This window comes from Paenibacillus sp. 102 (assembly GCF_039549175.1).
GTDB lineage: Bacteria > Bacillota > Bacilli > Bacillales > Bacillaceae_G > Bacillus_A.
Genome location: NZ_JBCGHT010000010.1, coordinates 148,955 through 163,271 on the forward strand (window position 1 = coordinate 148,955; position 14,317 = coordinate 163,271).

Below are 14,317 nucleotides of genomic sequence, written 5' to 3' on the forward strand. Positions count from 1 at the left end.
ATTATTTTTCATATGGGATGACGGCACTGAAACACAAAAAAGACAAGGAACAACCCCTTGCCAATTTACAATCAACACTTATTCGCTAACATACAAGATGTCTAATAATGGAGATTTAATTGTTACACAAATGTTGAGAAATATTGAAATTCAATTTCTATTATATTTTATTCTTGCTATCATTATTTATAAGAATATTCAAAAAAGGTGAGGGGATTTCATGAACGTTCAAATGAAGGGGAATGAACAAATTTCAAAGCTACTAAATGACTGGTATCAGGTGATACTACAGCAACAAGTAGAAAAAGCAAAACCATTTAAACAAGAGATTGAGGACAAACTTTCCAATAAACAGGAAGACGAAAATTTATTATTATATTATTCATTATTAAACTTCAGATATAAAGTGCTGACAGATGGACTTAACATTACAAAAGATAGTTTTAATGAAATTAACTCCTTTGATATACCTGATAACAGCTTTCTATCCTATTATTATCACTTCTTCAAAGCAATTCACAGCACCATTCTTGCAGACTACAATGTAGCAAAAGAACATTTTGAGAAAGCTGAAAAATTTTTAATGTATGTACCTAATGAATTAGAGAAAGCTGAATTTAATTATCGTTTAGCTTCATTTTATTATCAAATCTATAAACCGCTTTTAGCTATTGACCACATACGAGTAGCAAAAGATATATTTTCTAAACATGTGGGCTATGAAATCAATGTAGCTTTATGTGATAACATTTTTGGGTTATCTTGTATAGATTTAAGACAATTTGAACAAGCCGAAGAAAACTTTAACGCCGCCATAGATATTCTAAAAAATAAAAATGAAAGAACACTGTTACTACGTGTTAGAAATAACATCGGACTATTGTATGCAAATCAAAATCTTTCCTCTTTAGCAATTCGTCACTTATCAGAGGTTACAGAAAACATACCAAATCACTTTAAAGCCATATATTTACAAGCAGATGAAAATTTAAAATTAGGTGAAACAGAAATTGCGTCTCAACTCATTGAAAAGGGTTTAACTATCTGCAATGAATTAGGGAATAAGGAATATCAATACCGTTTTACAATTCTAAGAGAAATGAACAACACATCTAACACTACAGAGTTAGAAACTGCTGTATTAGCAGGAGTTTCATACTTTAAAAAAGAAGAATTATGGGATTGTATTGAAGAATATGCAGAACGACTAGCGAATAAATTTTATGCAGAGGAAAATCATGCGAAGGCTAGTAAATATTTCTACATTAGTAATGAAGCAAGAAAAAAACTATTAGCTAAAGGGGCGTTAAAGTAATGAAAAAGATTGGATTAACAATAACAGGATTAGCGTTAGCTGGAATTATGACTTTTAGTGTTAACAACATTCCAGGATTTTCGGCATTAAACAAAGGTGACACACCCGCACCACAAAGACCTGATTTAGCATTAAATATAGGTGATACTCCTGTACCTGCCGATAATAGAGGTGATGCTGATGGTGATGGTGGTGGTGCACCTGCTGAAAATCTTGGTGACACTTGGTCTTCATCTTATGCACATGGAAATACTGGTATTGTAAGTAATGAAGCTGATGGCAACACTGGTTCACCTGCTGATAACCGTGGGGACGGTGGAATAAGTAAACTAGAAGAACATGGTGAAACAATTTAATTAACGAAAAAAGAACGCCAAACCCTCACACTAGGCGTTCTTTTTTGTTATAAAAATAAAAGAATTAGATTACGGCTTCTTTTAAAATGTCTGTGACTTTGATACCTTTATTTTCACATAACGCTACCATTGCGGAAATAACCTTAGGGAATTCGTGTTCCTTAATAACTTTTGGATACGTAACACCTTTTCCCCCACTTCTAATAGCCCGTGTTTTTCTTGCTTTTAAATTTATTCCCGGCGTTACTTTGTACCGCAGATGACTTCGAAGGTCTTTCCACGCTATCAGATAATTGTCCCCATGTGCTTTACCGTATCTAGCCGCTAAACTTTGAAGTACCTTTTCTGGATTTTTAAAAGAAACTTCTTCTTTTGCTAATGTTTTAACGACTAGTTCTTTTTCTTTCAACTTGTTTTCAATTTCGGTAATATGACGATTCTTAAACGCCATTAAACCCGTTGCGGCTTGTGCTAGTGCGTTGATATCTCCCGACATAAACGCCTGTCCTACGGCAATTTGTAATGATTGTTCTTCGTTAATGTCCGCGACTTTAACTTCTTGGGTTGCTTTTTCTTCGATGTTCAATAGTTGCGTACGCACTTCTTTCGCAATAGCTGAATCGCGAAGCAACATTCCGACACGTAGGATTGCACGACGCGGGAACAGCATTGAACCTCTGTTTGTAAATTTGTAGTCATTTCCGTTTGCGTCTTTAATGATGGCAACACTAGACACGGTTTCTATATGGACATGTTGTCCCTTTAGAAAATCACCAATATTTCCTCGTTTTACTAACGACATTCCGTCGCTTTCTAGTTCAAAACGATGACGTACCATAATCTTTTTAATGGCTTCTGTGTTAACTTCGTAGAAATCCGCAACTTGCTTTGTTGTCGCCATTTCTAAATTAGGTAATAGTAATAAATCTTTCACTTTTTCCAATACGTCCACGCGGTTCATGTAAGTTTCACGAATGTTGCCGTCAATAATGAATGTTTCAGGGTTTGTAATGGTTGTGTTCATAATAAAATTCCTCCGAATAGATATTTTTCCTTTTACATCCTCTATTCGTACGAGTGCTTTAATTTTGTGACACATAACTTGTGATTAATTAAAATAAAAATACGGGACTATTCGAATGTTATCGGATTGTTAACGCTTGGGAATTAATTTCCATATGGTTAAAATTTGATACGTGTATTTTAAATACCCTTTACCCCGCAAAACTAAGCCGCCGTCCCCCATGGTGGGTGTAAATTCAGAAAATTCACTCTTTTATATGCAAATTATTTACGTTGTATCATAACTATGTTGTTCACACACAACAATCGAAGGATGAACGAAGAAATAATAAATCTTTTAACAAAATAAAACAAAATATATTAAAAGGTTTTGAAACATATTAATGAAACATAATAAACATTATTAAATCAATACTAATAATATGTAAGTAGATAACTAATGTTATTGTTTCAGAACTCAACGTTATTGAAACATCTATAATACTATTAGATAGTAATGATTATAATGTAGGGATGCGGGATATGATACGCATTACGATATGGGATAGGGACATAGATATATCATTATGATATTAGTATTGATATAAGTAATAGATAATAGCGTGAGGATATCGGGTAGGATATGGGATAGGATGGGATACGGGATAAGATGCGGGGTACGTTATACGTACCGCAATAGAATAGACCCACCACAAAATAAACGTGCGTCTAAAAAAAGATAGGGGACTAAATAAATAGCACCCCATTTGTTAAGCAACATATTAATTCCTCAATTCTAAAACTCTTTAATTCTCCCCTGCAATTACAAGCGGTAATCCCAGAACATTAGCTAACAGACTACGAAGTGGTTTATCTTCTAAAATCCACTTTACTATAAACACTCCTGCAATGAATAACATAAAGTACAATTCCACTACAATCTCCTCCTTTCACTTTCCTTTAAAATAGAACATAGGTTCCGTTTCTGATTATACTATACAAAATATGTAATGTATAGGTTAAAAGGATTTATTTCCCAAAATAATAACGATAGTATAAATGTATGTTTCTACATAAAAACTTACATTCGTTTTATTGATTCTATTGACTCCATCCTGAAATACCGTTATTCTATAAATATCTTAAAAAAACGTACATTCAAATCATTGATTTTACTACATATACAAAGGGCGGATTTATGATGAATCAAATCAAAGACGTGCAACCTATACGAAGCAAGGAACAAATTGAAGATATGAAATGGAGTTTACGCCGCCATTGTTCAGAACGCGACTACATTATGTTTCTAATTGGAATCAATACGGGATTACGTGTGGGCGATTTATTAAAACTAAAGACTAGCGACGTTAAAAAGAAAAAGAAGATTACCATTCAAGAAGGAAAGACGAAGAAGCCGCGGACAATTAGCCTTGTTAATATTTATGATGAAATACAAGCATACGCTAATACGGTAGATTCTGAATGGCTGTTCCCTTCTCGTAAAGGGGATAAGCCTATTACAACAACGCAAGCATACAGACAGCTAAATAAGGCGGCTGAAATGGCTGATATTACGGAAGGAATCGGCACTCATACAATGCGTAAAACATTCGGTTACTGGTTCTACAAACAGACAAAGGACGTTGCAAAACTACAAACAATCCTTAACCATTCCCACCCGCAAATTACGCTTACTTACATCGGAATCACCGAAGAAGAAATTGAAGATAGTTTAAACCAATTCGTTTTATAAGAAGGACGCTAGGCGGCACGGCTGCCCCGCGTTCTTTTTGTTTTCACAACTATTAATATTACTATCCCTTGTGATTACTTATAAAGCTAGTAATGATGCGGATTCCTTTGGATTCGCTACACAAATATTAAAATGAAATCTGTTACATAAATGGGCGGTTTCTTGGAAGTTACAGCGTCAATTTTAACGTGCCTATCGTCCTCATATCGACGCCCTATCTTTCACTAGATGGTTAAAAAAGAAGGACTAGCAACGCCCCTACAACGTCACTAGCCCTTTGATAATTCCTATTCTGTTTTATGGTTATCATAACCCGCCTTAACATTCAAAAACGGATTATTCAGCATTTCCCCGAAGGTTTGCACTTCGCCTTCAGTACGCTTTTGAGTATCCATTTCGCTTGATACTTCTCTTGTTACTTCCAACGCTATCGCACTACGCTTGTAATGTTCCGCGATTTTCTCTCTCGATGTCATCGCCATTACTTACTTCCCTTTTGTTCTGCATATTGTTGGGCATGGTACTCAAGTTCTCCAAAGTAAGCTTTGCGTACTTCTTCAACGGTCACAATAGGATGGAAGCCCTTGTAAAAAGTTTGTGCAATATCAAAATCTACTAAACGACGCGTACGCATATCAATCGGTCTCATACCTAAACGTGATTCAATATCACGGAACGCACCTAATTCACCGCTGCCTTGCATAATTAATTCGTTCTGCTTTACGAGTAATTGTAAATAGTTTAGCTTTGCGTCCTTGATTTCAGTTGCAAGTGCTTCTTCTTGTTTACGGATTCCTGCAAATACCGTGTCGCGGTCTGCTTCGACTTGGTCACGCATTCCCTCTAAAGCACCTTGAAGTAAATTGTCCATGTTTCCTAACATGATTAACACCTGTTCTCTTGTCCCTTGAACTACTGATAATTCCATGCGTAGCTTTTCGTTTGGCGTGCCGCCATTCATAACGGTGGCTTGGAAATCGGCTTCAATTTCTTTGTTTAATCTACGCATATCCGTGTCTAATTCTACTAATTTATTTTGTAATTCGATACGCTTTTCCGTATACTTTGTTACTGTTTCATTTGCTGTCTCTACTGCGTTTTTCATAATTAATATTCCCCCTGTAAAATTGCGTCCAGTTCTGCAAATATATCGTCTGGTACGCCGTCTTGTACGATATTGTTATTAACGTTAACTTGTACGCCGTCTTGTTCTCTAAGCTTGCCTTGTGTCTTCAAGTACAACTCAATGAACTTTGGTGATTTACCTTCAATAGCCCGACGAACTAACGTGTCCATGACACTGTAATAAGCATCCTGAATAAGTTTCTCTTTTAATTGACGTTCCATCTCTATCCACTCTTCAGATTTTCGCCAATTGTAAATATTCCTGCGGGACACTCCAATATCGTTTGCGATAGCTGTTAACGTTTGCCCGCTTCTTTGCTTCTCGAATACATCGACTAAGGTCTCTAATTGTTGAGGTGTAAGTTTACGCTGCTTCATCAACAACGCCCCCTTTATGCTTTACAAAGGCATCTAATAAATAAATTTCTTCAACGGAATAGCCAAGCCCCGCTAAACCTTTCCATAAACGCACATTCATTAAGTCTGTAATTGGTGTAAATCCGCTTTCTACCTTCATCAACGTCGAATGACCAATAAACATTCTCTCAGCTAATTGAGAAGCCGTGACACCTTTAATTTTTCGTAGAATACCGATTGATTTTGGATTCAAAATAACTGCGATTTTCAATTCTTTTTGTTCCATAACGTAACCCCCGTTTTTTGTGTGTATGTGAATTTGATTTTTTTAAAAGGAAAAAAGACGAACATGACTCCTACATCACGTTCGTCTAAATTTAGGAAGATTCAATAGCGATAATACTCTCTGAAATGATTGGCATTGGAAGGGAAGCCGTTAAGCTTTCCCACTATATAAGCTAACTAAGAAGAACTTTTACAAGAAGAAAATGAAACTTTTTAGACAAAATGAGAAAATTATTTGAAGGTATAAATAAAGGTATAAAAAAAGAACCCACGGCAAAGAACCGCGGGCAAAGGAAGGAGTATTATTTAGCAATAAAAGCGGAAAGACCGCCCTATGGTTTGTAGATTGTTGAAACAGGAAAAAGATTTATAGGAATAGTTATAAAACAAACTTGCCGAAGGCTACGAGAACGAAGTTCTCGTATATCTTTTATATCTCTTCAACGATATATCGTTAGACCTATTCATTAAAACCATATTTAAGCTAACGCTTATTCATTTCGTTCGTTTAACTCTCTCTATATACAGCACAAGCTGAAGGTACTTTTTACAAGAAATAAAATGTTAAATTTTTGTGACAAAAAATGAACCCTTGATACGACTGAGTTTTTTAAAGTAACAACTTTTGTGCTTAATAGAAAATCCCTTGTAGGAATTATATTCCATTTTAATAATCACAAAACCTAGGATACAGTCCCTTGTACCTCATTACCACAAGAAACACCGATTCTATGCGGTATGAATCATATTATTAAGCACACAGCACAAGGGACAGGTCATCGTGAGTCAAACGGGCTATTTACCTATAAGGGGTACCGTCAGCATTTTTGAAAAAAACATGCTAATCCAAAAATATAATAAGCGGTTTTAAAATAATGTATAAGAGATAAAATCCAAGAAGAACGGGAGTAATCACACGTAATGTTGCCGCCAATCTTTGATTCTCGTACAACTTATTCAGGAAAAAGAAGAACAAGACTACCCAAATTCCCTTTGAAAAAAACGTATACAGTGTATCGAATATGACATCAAAAACTAGCATGAGAATATTCATCGAACCTCCCCTCTTTTCCTTATTATACCATCTAGAGGAGAATGACATGTTATGTAATTTCGCTTGTTACTGGATTAGTCGAAAAACTAGAACGCTAGTCTCGAATTTAATATACTGCAAGCACAATCAAACCGCAATTTGCTAAAAGTTCGGTTAGACCCTATAAAAATAGCGAAATATGCCCCCTATAAGTCAATTTAGGCGTATTAAAATCCCCTTTATATACAGATGCGTATTTTCATCATTTATTTATAAGGGATATTTTTTCGGATTGAAGGTAAAAAAACTATACATGCTTCATATGTATCAAAATTCGAGTTATCTGGAACAAATAAAGATGTAAAATATTTTAAAGAAAGGGTGCGGAGATTGCGACACATTGAGAATATATGTAGAGAAATAGCACTAGAAAACAATAATTAGTATTGTCGACAGGTGGAAGATAGGATAAAATTTTCACCTTTTCTATAAGAGATAATTTATGTATTTAATCAATAAAGTGTAACCAATTGAAATAGATTGCTTAATAGAGTCTATTCTTTTTTAGACGAATGAAAAAGGTTATTTTTTTAAGTCCAGTATTTATCGTTTTTTTACAAAAAATATTGCTAGCATTTTTGTGAAAATGGTTAAATTCGTTGACAACTTTTTTGAAAAGCACTTTATTGCTATGTGTTTTAAGGTGTGATTTCATAGTCTTTGTATTGAAAAAAACGGCTTGCTATGTCGAAAAGTAAAAGTTAAAAAAAGAAAGAATTTATACATATATCTTGTGTCTTGTTTTGAAACGTAATACAATATTTAGGGAAACGATGGGATTTATTCCCTTCATAAATGCAACAAATTCTCTTAATCTAAGCTATTAGTAAATTAATATGCCGGCGTGCAAGTTAATTGCTAATATCGGGAGATAAGAGAATTACAAAAAAGTTTACCATGGTCAGATGGTAAACTTCATAAGGTGGTGAGATAAACATGAAAACACATGAAAAGATTCAAGTTTTGTTTGCTGTTTTGGGATTTGTATTTAATGTGACCTTTACTGTGATGTTCAATGTTTTTAGACTCTTCCTCTAGACTCACCTGTTTTTATAAAGCCTCTTTTGTGTTGGTAGCACTTAAGAGGTTTTTTCTTTGTTAAGTAATGTATATTCAACGTACATTCAATGTGCATCCAATATACATTGATGTCTAAAAAAAATTATCCGAAAACAGATAATTAATACTGACAGCTATCTGCTGTCTAAGGTAAAACTAGTTAGTCCAGGCACTCAACTGGTCAGTCTAAGCACTCAAACTTTGTCTTAAATACATTATACGTTCAATGCTTCCCTTTTTTCAAGATATATCAACTTAAAGTTTACAAAACAACTTGTTAATTAAAGTACACTATGGTATACCAAAATCCCTTACTATCAGGCTATTCTTCCCTTCATATATCCTTCACTATACTAACCTTACCAGTATTTTATTACCTTCCCTTTTTTATAACTCCGAGAAACACATTCTGACGCAATTAACTTTTGATTTACATACCATTGCATTGTTAATCGCCTTCTACCGCCCTTCGGTTGCTGTACGTGGCTTATTAGCTTATTTATCCGAATAGATACTGAATGTTAATAGTTAGTATTACGTAAGGTTTCATAATTTATTGTTGCGTAGTATTAACTTCTTTCTCGTCTTATACAATAATAAATACAATATTTTTCGGTAGTTTGTCACATTGATTTATAAGTTTTTCAAAATATATTTATCACTTCACTAAAATAAGAAGTCTACTGATAAGAACTCCTTCTCATATAGTTGATATCAAGCAATTAACTAGTTCAAACTATCTGAGTGAGAGAGATTTACATTCCATATAGTTGGTATCAAACGCTGTTCTTTTCCCTTCACGCTGTTTATACCTCCTGAATTTACATTCCCTAAATTGATATCAAACTGATGACAACAAAGAAGAGTCTCTTGATGTGATTAAATTTACATTCCATATCGTTGATAGCAAACCGGTGCTGATTGGAAGACATTGAAGCGTTGGGCGTTATTTACATTCCATATCGTTGATATCAAACACGGTATCTTGTTCAATGGTTTATTGCGTTCTGTAATATTTACATTCCACATAGTTGATATCAAACGAACTTGCTAAAAATCAAGGGAAAGATTATGAATACATTTACATTCCACATAGTTGATATCAAACTAAGCACAATGAACCTGTGCTTCTTGAATAATACATATTTACATTCCATATAGTTAATATCAAACACTTGTTTCTTCCACACTTTCAGACAAAATCCCAATTATCTACATTTCATATAGTCGATATCAAACCCTACGTAAATCTGTTTAAAAAAGCTGCAATAACAACCCTTCGGCACATCCAAATTCAACTATTCTGCCGTAAACCTACAATAAGTTTTTCAACTATCATTTAAAAATAAGCATAAGTCCTTATGTATCAATACTTTCAGCAAATTATTCAAAAATTAGCTTTGCGGCAACTCTACGGAATGTTCCTTTGATATCAATATAGAATGTCTAGTCGGTAACACAACAAGACTAGAGTTAACCCTTGGTGAGTGGATTTTTGTTCCCTACAATAGAACACCCTCACCCTTTAGACGCTAAATCGCCTAAGCTATATCATCGCAATTATCGAACAATGATAGCTGTTCATTTAACGTGTCGTTCTCTCCTAATATTTCTTTTAAAGCTTCTTGCTTTTTCTTTTGATACTCACTCTCTATACTACCTGATATATACCTTGCACTCTTTGCAATGTTTTGTGAAGCGTTATAGTCAGCGTTTACTTCAAAACCACAACTTTTACAAATAAATTTTTCCTGCTTTTCACGTTGTCCTTCTTCATAATAATCGCATTTACTACAAGTTTGGCTGGTAAGATAAGCATCAACATATTTTATTATTATTCCCTCTCGTTTTGCTTTATATTCAATCATCATTTGTAATTGATAATAAGACCAATTTCTTAATAAAGACTTATTCTTCATCTTATCAAATTCCAAGAACTCCATATTAATTTGACCAGCTTGATTTTTGACTGCAAATGTTACAATTTGTGTACTCAAAAAATGGTTATAGGTTTTAGCAAAGTTAGCTTCTTTCTCTTTCAGATGTTCCAACGCTTTTAATTTCTTTTTTCTTCCTTTTCCACCTTTTACAGCTGTTAAAGATTCTTGTAATCGGCGTCTACGCTTTTGCATTTGTGTTCTCACACGCAAGAAATCATCTATACTCCCTATCCCTTTTCTGACGTACACCTTATCACTTAATGACACATAAGCTGGAATTTTCAATCCTAAATCAACACCAACTACTCGACCTGGGATATAATCTTGTGTTTCTTTATTGGGGATGTTCAACGTTAAATTCAATATCATATCCCTGTTATTGAAAGCGATACTACTATCGCAAACCTTATATGCACCCTGAAGGACATTTTCTAGGACGCTTTGTAATTCTGCAATATTTTTTTTCCTAATATGCAAAATACATTTAAAGATAGTTCCCTTATTCCACTTAATAAAATACTCTCCGTTTTCCTTATAAAACTTCAAGCTTCTGCCCCTAACAAGCAAAGGATTATCTTGCTTATAATTCCGTAACGAACGTTTCCCAGCTAATAAACCCGCTTTACAATCATTCTTATAGTCTTGTGTTACCTTACTTGTAATCCCATCCTTAGTATCACTCATTAAATTACACTCACGGTTAATTAAATTTCGTACCCTTGTTTGTTGTGTAAACCCAACTACCTGTTGATAAGCTTGACGTGCTTTCTCATTATATTCCTTTTCAAAATTATATAGTTCCTGTTTCTTTTTATTGTACGCTTCTCGTAGTGCTTCTTTCTTCTCTAAGTTTTTCGCCTTTTGATGTTCCTCATATTTCTTGTTAATTAGTTCTTGTAGCTTATTTCTTTTCTGTTTGTAGTCCTCATCATTCTGCTTCAATTTTTGTATAGCATTATGTTCAAAATACAAATGATTATAGGCTAAGTTAAGTGCTTTATGCTGTTCTCTTATCTCAGTACGAATTAAACTATATCCCTCTTCCCGATTCTCTGATACAATTACTAACTTAATTTTTCTAGTTAAAATCATACTCCCTCTCTCCTTCCTTGCATTATAAGTTTCGACGATAATTATCTGAATAATACGTACAACAATAATTAAGTGATTTTACTTATGAATGTGGAATAAGAATGACCGGGAATGTCTGTCCTTCATCATGGGATGAGGGAATAGGACAACGGCTAGGGCAGAGAATGACTACCTTACATTGCAAAAACAAGAAAGTTAATGCAACATAAAGCAGACGTTCATTGTCACTTCTCATGGTCTATCGGGTTAAGGAATCCGTATAGTAACACCTCGTTTGAACACTAGATTTTCACCTACAACGAACTTTTAACATGCCATGCTTGTCCAACATGCTGAAAAACTTAGGGAAGGAATTGTACTGCTGACATACCCTTAATTACTCGTAACCTAATGTTATTTTTCTTATTCGTTGCTACCTGTACCGTAGTACACCAAGCAACCACCAAACTGATTATGTGCGTTCTCCACATAGACTAGACACAAGCAAACGAGGAAAGCTTCTAACGTGTCTACGAACCCATTTTCTGACGTTGGCTGGTTCTCACCTGTTCAAGTGTTTAGCGTGGTGTTAGGTCATTCCCACGTTCGTAAATCCCTGTACAAGTTACCTAAAAAAGACAATAGAAAATTAAACCTTTGCATTATACTTTTTAAAAATTTATAATGAAGGTGTTAAATGTACGGAATATCCGTTATTTAATTTTTGCTATTACTTATTTAAACTTGGTCACCTACTGCAATAGGTGGCTTTTTTCTATGTAACATTTTTATAAATGTCGCTTTTCAATTACTTTTAATGGTGAAAATTTCTTATGACTATCTTGCACATCAGTCCCAAACAAATTAACATATGTCTTCACAATTTCCATGCTTGTATGTCCTAAAATTGCTTGAAGTTCAAATATATTTGCCCCTTGCTGTACACTTAACTTCGCAAAGGTATGTCTAAACGTGTGTGGACTACAACGGACATTTTTTATTTGTGCTTTTTCACCATAGATTGCAATCCTCTGCTGAATTCCCCGCTTTGTTAAGGGAGTACCATCAATTGTTACAAATAATGCATCTGTTTCAACATAACCTCGAATGGCAATATATTTTTTCATTTGCTGTTTCATTTCTCGTTGTATGGGAACTAATCGTTCTCTATATGTTTTAGCATTACGAATACAAACAAAATTGTCTTCCCAACGAATATCCGCTAACGAAATCCCTACAAGTTCATGGATACGAATTCCAGTTTCTAAAAGCAACATCATAATTGTATAATCACGAACACCAGTGAATGATTTTAAATCAGGTTGCCGAAATAATTGATTCAATTGGTGTTTAGTAAAAGTCGGAATGATTGGCTTTCTATCTTTTAATAAAGAAATATTCTCCATAGGGTTATTGGGGATGTGCTTATTTTTATGAAGAAAGTTAAAGAAAGCACGTAATGCCCGCAAACGAGTATTAATTGAGATAACCTTTGTTCCCTTGTACTTTCGCATATATAGAATGACATTTTCCTTTATATGTTCCTCTGTAACGTTATATGGTTTTAATTGTGCTATGTCGATATCTTGTTCCGTCAATAGGTTGAAAAACGTCGCAAGTTCATTGCGATAATAACGCATTGTGTAAGGTCTTAAATTACGGATATCACAATCCTTTAAAAAGAGATTCACTGCATCCTCAAACGTTTCTACATACGATTTTGTTTTACGCCGCATAATAGCTAATTCCCCATCGTCTAAAACGTTGCTACGTCTTGCCATTACCGAATTACCTCCTTTAGTGAATTAAACTTACTACGTACGATTAGAAGGCATTACGTTAACGTATAGGAGTCAACGTATTAGACGATAAATTAACAGTGATTTGAACACAAAAAAAGCGTCCCCACAAAGTAGGAACGCTTGATATTACTGTATATTCACGTTTAATTAATGATTAAAAAACAAATAAAAAAAGACGATTCACTCGTCTTTTTGATACCGATGGTCGGGGTCGAACCGACACTCCCGAAGGAACACGATTTTGAGTCGTGCGCGTCTGCCAATTCCGCCACATCGGCATAATAAGAAAGGCGGCAACCGGATTCGAACCGGTGGTAAAGGTTTTGCAGACCTCTGCCTTACCACTTGGCTATGCCGCCATATGAAATTAAATTGGAGCGGAAGACGGGATTCGAACCCGCGACCCCAACCTTGGCAAGGTTGTATTCTACCACTGAACTACTTCCGCAAAAATGGCTGGGCTAGCTGGATTCGAACCAGCGCATGACGGAGTCAAAGTCCGTTGCCTTACCGCTTGGCTATAGCCCACCGAAGTTTTAATTCATTATATGTAAGTAACCATTAATTTATTTGTAATTTTAAAAATAAAAATGGGGCGACTGATGGGAATCGAACCCACGAATGCCGGAGCCACAATCCGGTGCGTTAACCACTTCGCCACAACCGCCATGTTGTATTTTGGCAGGGGTAGTAGGAATTGAACCCACACTGGAGGTTTTGGAGACCTCTGTTCTACCTTTAAACTATACCCCTGTATAAAATGTAAATGGTGGAGGGGGGCAGATTCGAACTGCCGAACCCGAAGGAGCGGATTTACAGTCCGCCGCGTTTAGCCACTTCGCTACCCCTCCGAAACTTACATGGTGCCGGCTAGAGGACTTGAACCCCCAACCTACTGATTACAAGTCAGTTGCTCTACCAATTGAGCTAAGCCGGCGTATTTTATTGAAAATGGTGGCTCGGGACGGAATCGAACCGCCGACACGAGGATTTTCAGTCCTCTGCTCTACCGACTGAGCTACCGAGCCAGAAATAAATGGCGGTCCCGACCGGGGTCGAACCGGCGATCTCCTGCGTGACAGGCAGGCATGTTAACCACTACACCACGGGACCATTTGGTTGCGGGGACAGGATTTGAACCTGCGACCTTCGGGTTATG

General features: G+C 35.4%; 12 protein-coding genes, 10 tRNA genes and 1 pseudogene. 4 read left to right on the plus strand and 19 right to left on the minus strand.

Annotated elements, in window-relative coordinates; all coding sequences use genetic code 11:
- The first annotated feature begins 220 nt into the window (after positions 1–220).
- Both AAIE21_RS19830 and AAIE21_RS19835 read left to right on the plus strand, forming a co-directional pair.
- Positions 221–1,315 carry a response regulator aspartate phosphatase gene (locus tag AAIE21_RS19830; RefSeq protein ID WP_343268363.1) on the plus strand — a complete coding sequence of 365 codons (1,095 nt, stop codon included), beginning with the start codon at positions 221–223 and terminating at the stop codon, positions 1,313–1,315.
- Positions 1,315–1,671, plus strand: coding sequence for a Phr family secreted Rap phosphatase inhibitor (locus tag AAIE21_RS19835; protein ID WP_343268364.1), 357 nt, complete (start codon positions 1,315–1,317; stop codon positions 1,669–1,671). Before AAIE21_RS19830 ends, AAIE21_RS19835 begins: the two co-directional genes overlap by 1 nt.
- Positions 1,672–1,735: 64 nt before the next feature.
- Here AAIE21_RS19835 and AAIE21_RS19840 read toward each other — a convergent pair whose 3' ends face one another.
- Together AAIE21_RS19840 and AAIE21_RS19845 are read right to left on the minus strand one after the other, a co-directional pair.
- Positions 1,736–2,695, minus strand: a complete 960-nt coding sequence (locus AAIE21_RS19840; RefSeq protein ID WP_343268365.1) for a hypothetical protein — start codon at positions 2,693–2,695, stop codon at positions 1,736–1,738.
- Positions 2,696–3,479: 784 nt separating this feature from the next.
- Positions 3,480–3,608 (minus strand): hypothetical protein, encoded by a 129-nt coding sequence (locus AAIE21_RS19845; RefSeq protein WP_343268366.1) that lies wholly within the window; start codon positions 3,606–3,608, stop codon positions 3,480–3,482.
- 266 nt (positions 3,609–3,874) lie between these two features.
- Between AAIE21_RS19845 and AAIE21_RS19850 the strand changes: the two genes are divergently transcribed.
- Positions 3,875–4,426 (plus strand): tyrosine-type recombinase/integrase, encoded by a 552-nt coding sequence (locus AAIE21_RS19850; RefSeq protein ID WP_343268367.1) that lies wholly within the window; start codon positions 3,875–3,877, stop codon positions 4,424–4,426.
- A 287-nt stretch (positions 4,427–4,713) separates the two neighbouring features.
- Here AAIE21_RS19850 and AAIE21_RS19855 read toward each other — a convergent pair whose 3' ends face one another.
- From AAIE21_RS19855 to AAIE21_RS29625, 5 genes are all read right to left on the minus strand, one after another.
- The gene (locus tag AAIE21_RS19855; RefSeq protein WP_343268368.1) at positions 4,714–4,908 is read right to left on the minus strand and encodes a hypothetical protein; all 195 of its coding nucleotides are present in this window, start codon (positions 4,906–4,908) and stop codon (positions 4,714–4,716) included.
- Positions 4,908–5,531 carry a hypothetical protein gene (locus AAIE21_RS19860; protein ID WP_343268369.1) on the minus strand — a complete coding sequence of 208 codons (624 nt, stop codon included), beginning with the start codon at positions 5,529–5,531 and terminating at the stop codon, positions 4,908–4,910. Before AAIE21_RS19860 ends, AAIE21_RS19855 begins: the two co-directional genes overlap by 1 nt.
- Before the next feature lie 2 nt (positions 5,532–5,533).
- Positions 5,534–5,929 carry a phBC6A51 family helix-turn-helix protein gene (locus tag AAIE21_RS19865; RefSeq protein ID WP_343268370.1) on the minus strand — a complete coding sequence of 132 codons (396 nt, stop codon included), beginning with the start codon at positions 5,927–5,929 and terminating at the stop codon, positions 5,534–5,536.
- Positions 5,916–6,194, minus strand: a complete 279-nt coding sequence (locus tag AAIE21_RS19870) for a helix-turn-helix transcriptional regulator (protein ID WP_343268371.1) — start codon at positions 6,192–6,194, stop codon at positions 5,916–5,918. Before AAIE21_RS19870 ends, AAIE21_RS19865 begins: the two co-directional genes overlap by 14 nt.
- Before the next feature lie 840 nt (positions 6,195–7,034).
- Positions 7,035–7,247 carry a hypothetical protein gene (locus AAIE21_RS29625; RefSeq protein ID WP_481858695.1) on the minus strand — a complete coding sequence of 71 codons (213 nt, stop codon included), beginning with the start codon at positions 7,245–7,247 and terminating at the stop codon, positions 7,035–7,037.
- A 303-nt stretch (positions 7,248–7,550) separates the two neighbouring features.
- Here AAIE21_RS29625 and AAIE21_RS29630 point away from each other — a divergent pair.
- Positions 7,551–7,630: pseudogene (locus AAIE21_RS29630) on the plus strand (class Ib ribonucleoside-diphosphate reductase assembly flavoprotein NrdI); the annotation flags it as partial.
- 2,256 nt (positions 7,631–9,886) lie between these two features.
- On the opposite strand, the gene AAIE21_RS19875 reads toward AAIE21_RS29630, so the two are convergent.
- The 12 genes from AAIE21_RS19875 to AAIE21_RS19930 form a co-directional block, all read right to left on the minus strand.
- Positions 9,887–11,377, minus strand: coding sequence for an RNA-guided endonuclease TnpB family protein (locus tag AAIE21_RS19875; protein WP_343268372.1), 1,491 nt, complete (start codon positions 11,375–11,377; stop codon positions 9,887–9,889).
- Positions 11,378–12,144: 767 nt separating this feature from the next.
- A complete protein-coding gene (locus AAIE21_RS19880; RefSeq protein WP_343268373.1) occupies positions 12,145–13,137 on the minus strand; it encodes a tyrosine-type recombinase/integrase in 993 nt (330 codons plus the stop codon).
- A 217-nt stretch (positions 13,138–13,354) separates the two neighbouring features.
- Positions 13,355–13,436: transfer RNA gene (locus AAIE21_RS19885), tRNA-Leu, on the minus strand.
- Positions 13,437–13,446: 10 nt separating this feature from the next.
- Positions 13,447–13,517, minus strand: a tRNA-Cys gene (locus AAIE21_RS19890).
- Between the two features lie 14 nt (positions 13,518–13,531).
- Positions 13,532–13,606: transfer RNA gene (locus AAIE21_RS19895), tRNA-Gly, on the minus strand.
- Between the two features lie 5 nt (positions 13,607–13,611).
- Positions 13,612–13,686, minus strand: a tRNA-Gln gene (locus AAIE21_RS19900).
- Between the two features lie 63 nt (positions 13,687–13,749).
- Positions 13,750–13,825, minus strand: a tRNA-His gene (locus AAIE21_RS19905).
- Positions 13,826–13,837: 12 nt separating this feature from the next.
- Positions 13,838–13,911: transfer RNA gene (locus tag AAIE21_RS19910), tRNA-Trp, on the minus strand.
- Positions 13,912–13,925: 14 nt separating this feature from the next.
- Positions 13,926–14,009, minus strand: a tRNA-Tyr gene (locus AAIE21_RS19915).
- A gap of 10 nt (positions 14,010–14,019) precedes the next feature.
- Positions 14,020–14,095: transfer RNA gene (locus AAIE21_RS19920), tRNA-Thr, on the minus strand.
- 15 nt (positions 14,096–14,110) lie between these two features.
- A tRNA-Phe gene (locus AAIE21_RS19925) sits at positions 14,111–14,186 on the minus strand.
- A gap of 9 nt (positions 14,187–14,195) precedes the next feature.
- Positions 14,196–14,271 (minus strand) — tRNA-Asp (locus AAIE21_RS19930).
- Positions 14,272–14,317: the final 46 nt, after the last annotated feature.

Bases quoted from the DNA above. Each gene is read 5' to 3' on its own strand.
- AAIE21_RS19860 (WP_343268369.1), bottom strand. From the start codon at position 5,531: ATGAAAAACGCAGTAGAGACAGCAAATGAAACAGTAACAAAGTATACG.
- AAIE21_RS19870 (WP_343268371.1), bottom strand. From the start codon at position 6,194: ATGGAACAAAAAGAATTGAAAATCGCAGTTATTTTGAATCCAAAATCA.
- AAIE21_RS19880 (WP_343268373.1), bottom strand. From the start codon at position 13,137: ATGGCAAGACGTAGCAACGTTTTAGACGATGGGGAATTAGCTATTATG.
- AAIE21_RS19835 (WP_343268364.1), top strand. From the start codon at position 1,315: ATGAAAAAGATTGGATTAACAATAACAGGATTAGCGTTAGCTGGAATT.
- AAIE21_RS19855 (WP_343268368.1), bottom strand. From the start codon at position 4,908: ATGGCGATGACATCGAGAGAGAAAATCGCGGAACATTACAAGCGTAGT.
- AAIE21_RS19875 (WP_343268372.1), bottom strand. From the start codon at position 11,377: ATGATTTTAACTAGAAAAATTAAGTTAGTAATTGTATCAGAGAATCGG.
- AAIE21_RS19840 (WP_343268365.1), bottom strand. From the start codon at position 2,695: ATGAACACAACCATTACAAACCCTGAAACATTCATTATTGACGGCAAC.
- AAIE21_RS19865 (WP_343268370.1), bottom strand. From the start codon at position 5,929: ATGAAGCAGCGTAAACTTACACCTCAACAATTAGAGACCTTAGTCGAT.
- AAIE21_RS19850 (WP_343268367.1), top strand. From the start codon at position 3,875: ATGAATCAAATCAAAGACGTGCAACCTATACGAAGCAAGGAACAAATT.
- AAIE21_RS19830 (WP_343268363.1), top strand. From the start codon at position 221: ATGAACGTTCAAATGAAGGGGAATGAACAAATTTCAAAGCTACTAAAT.
- AAIE21_RS29625 (WP_481858695.1), bottom strand. From the start codon at position 7,247: ATGAATATTCTCATGCTAGTTTTTGATGTCATATTCGATACACTGTAT.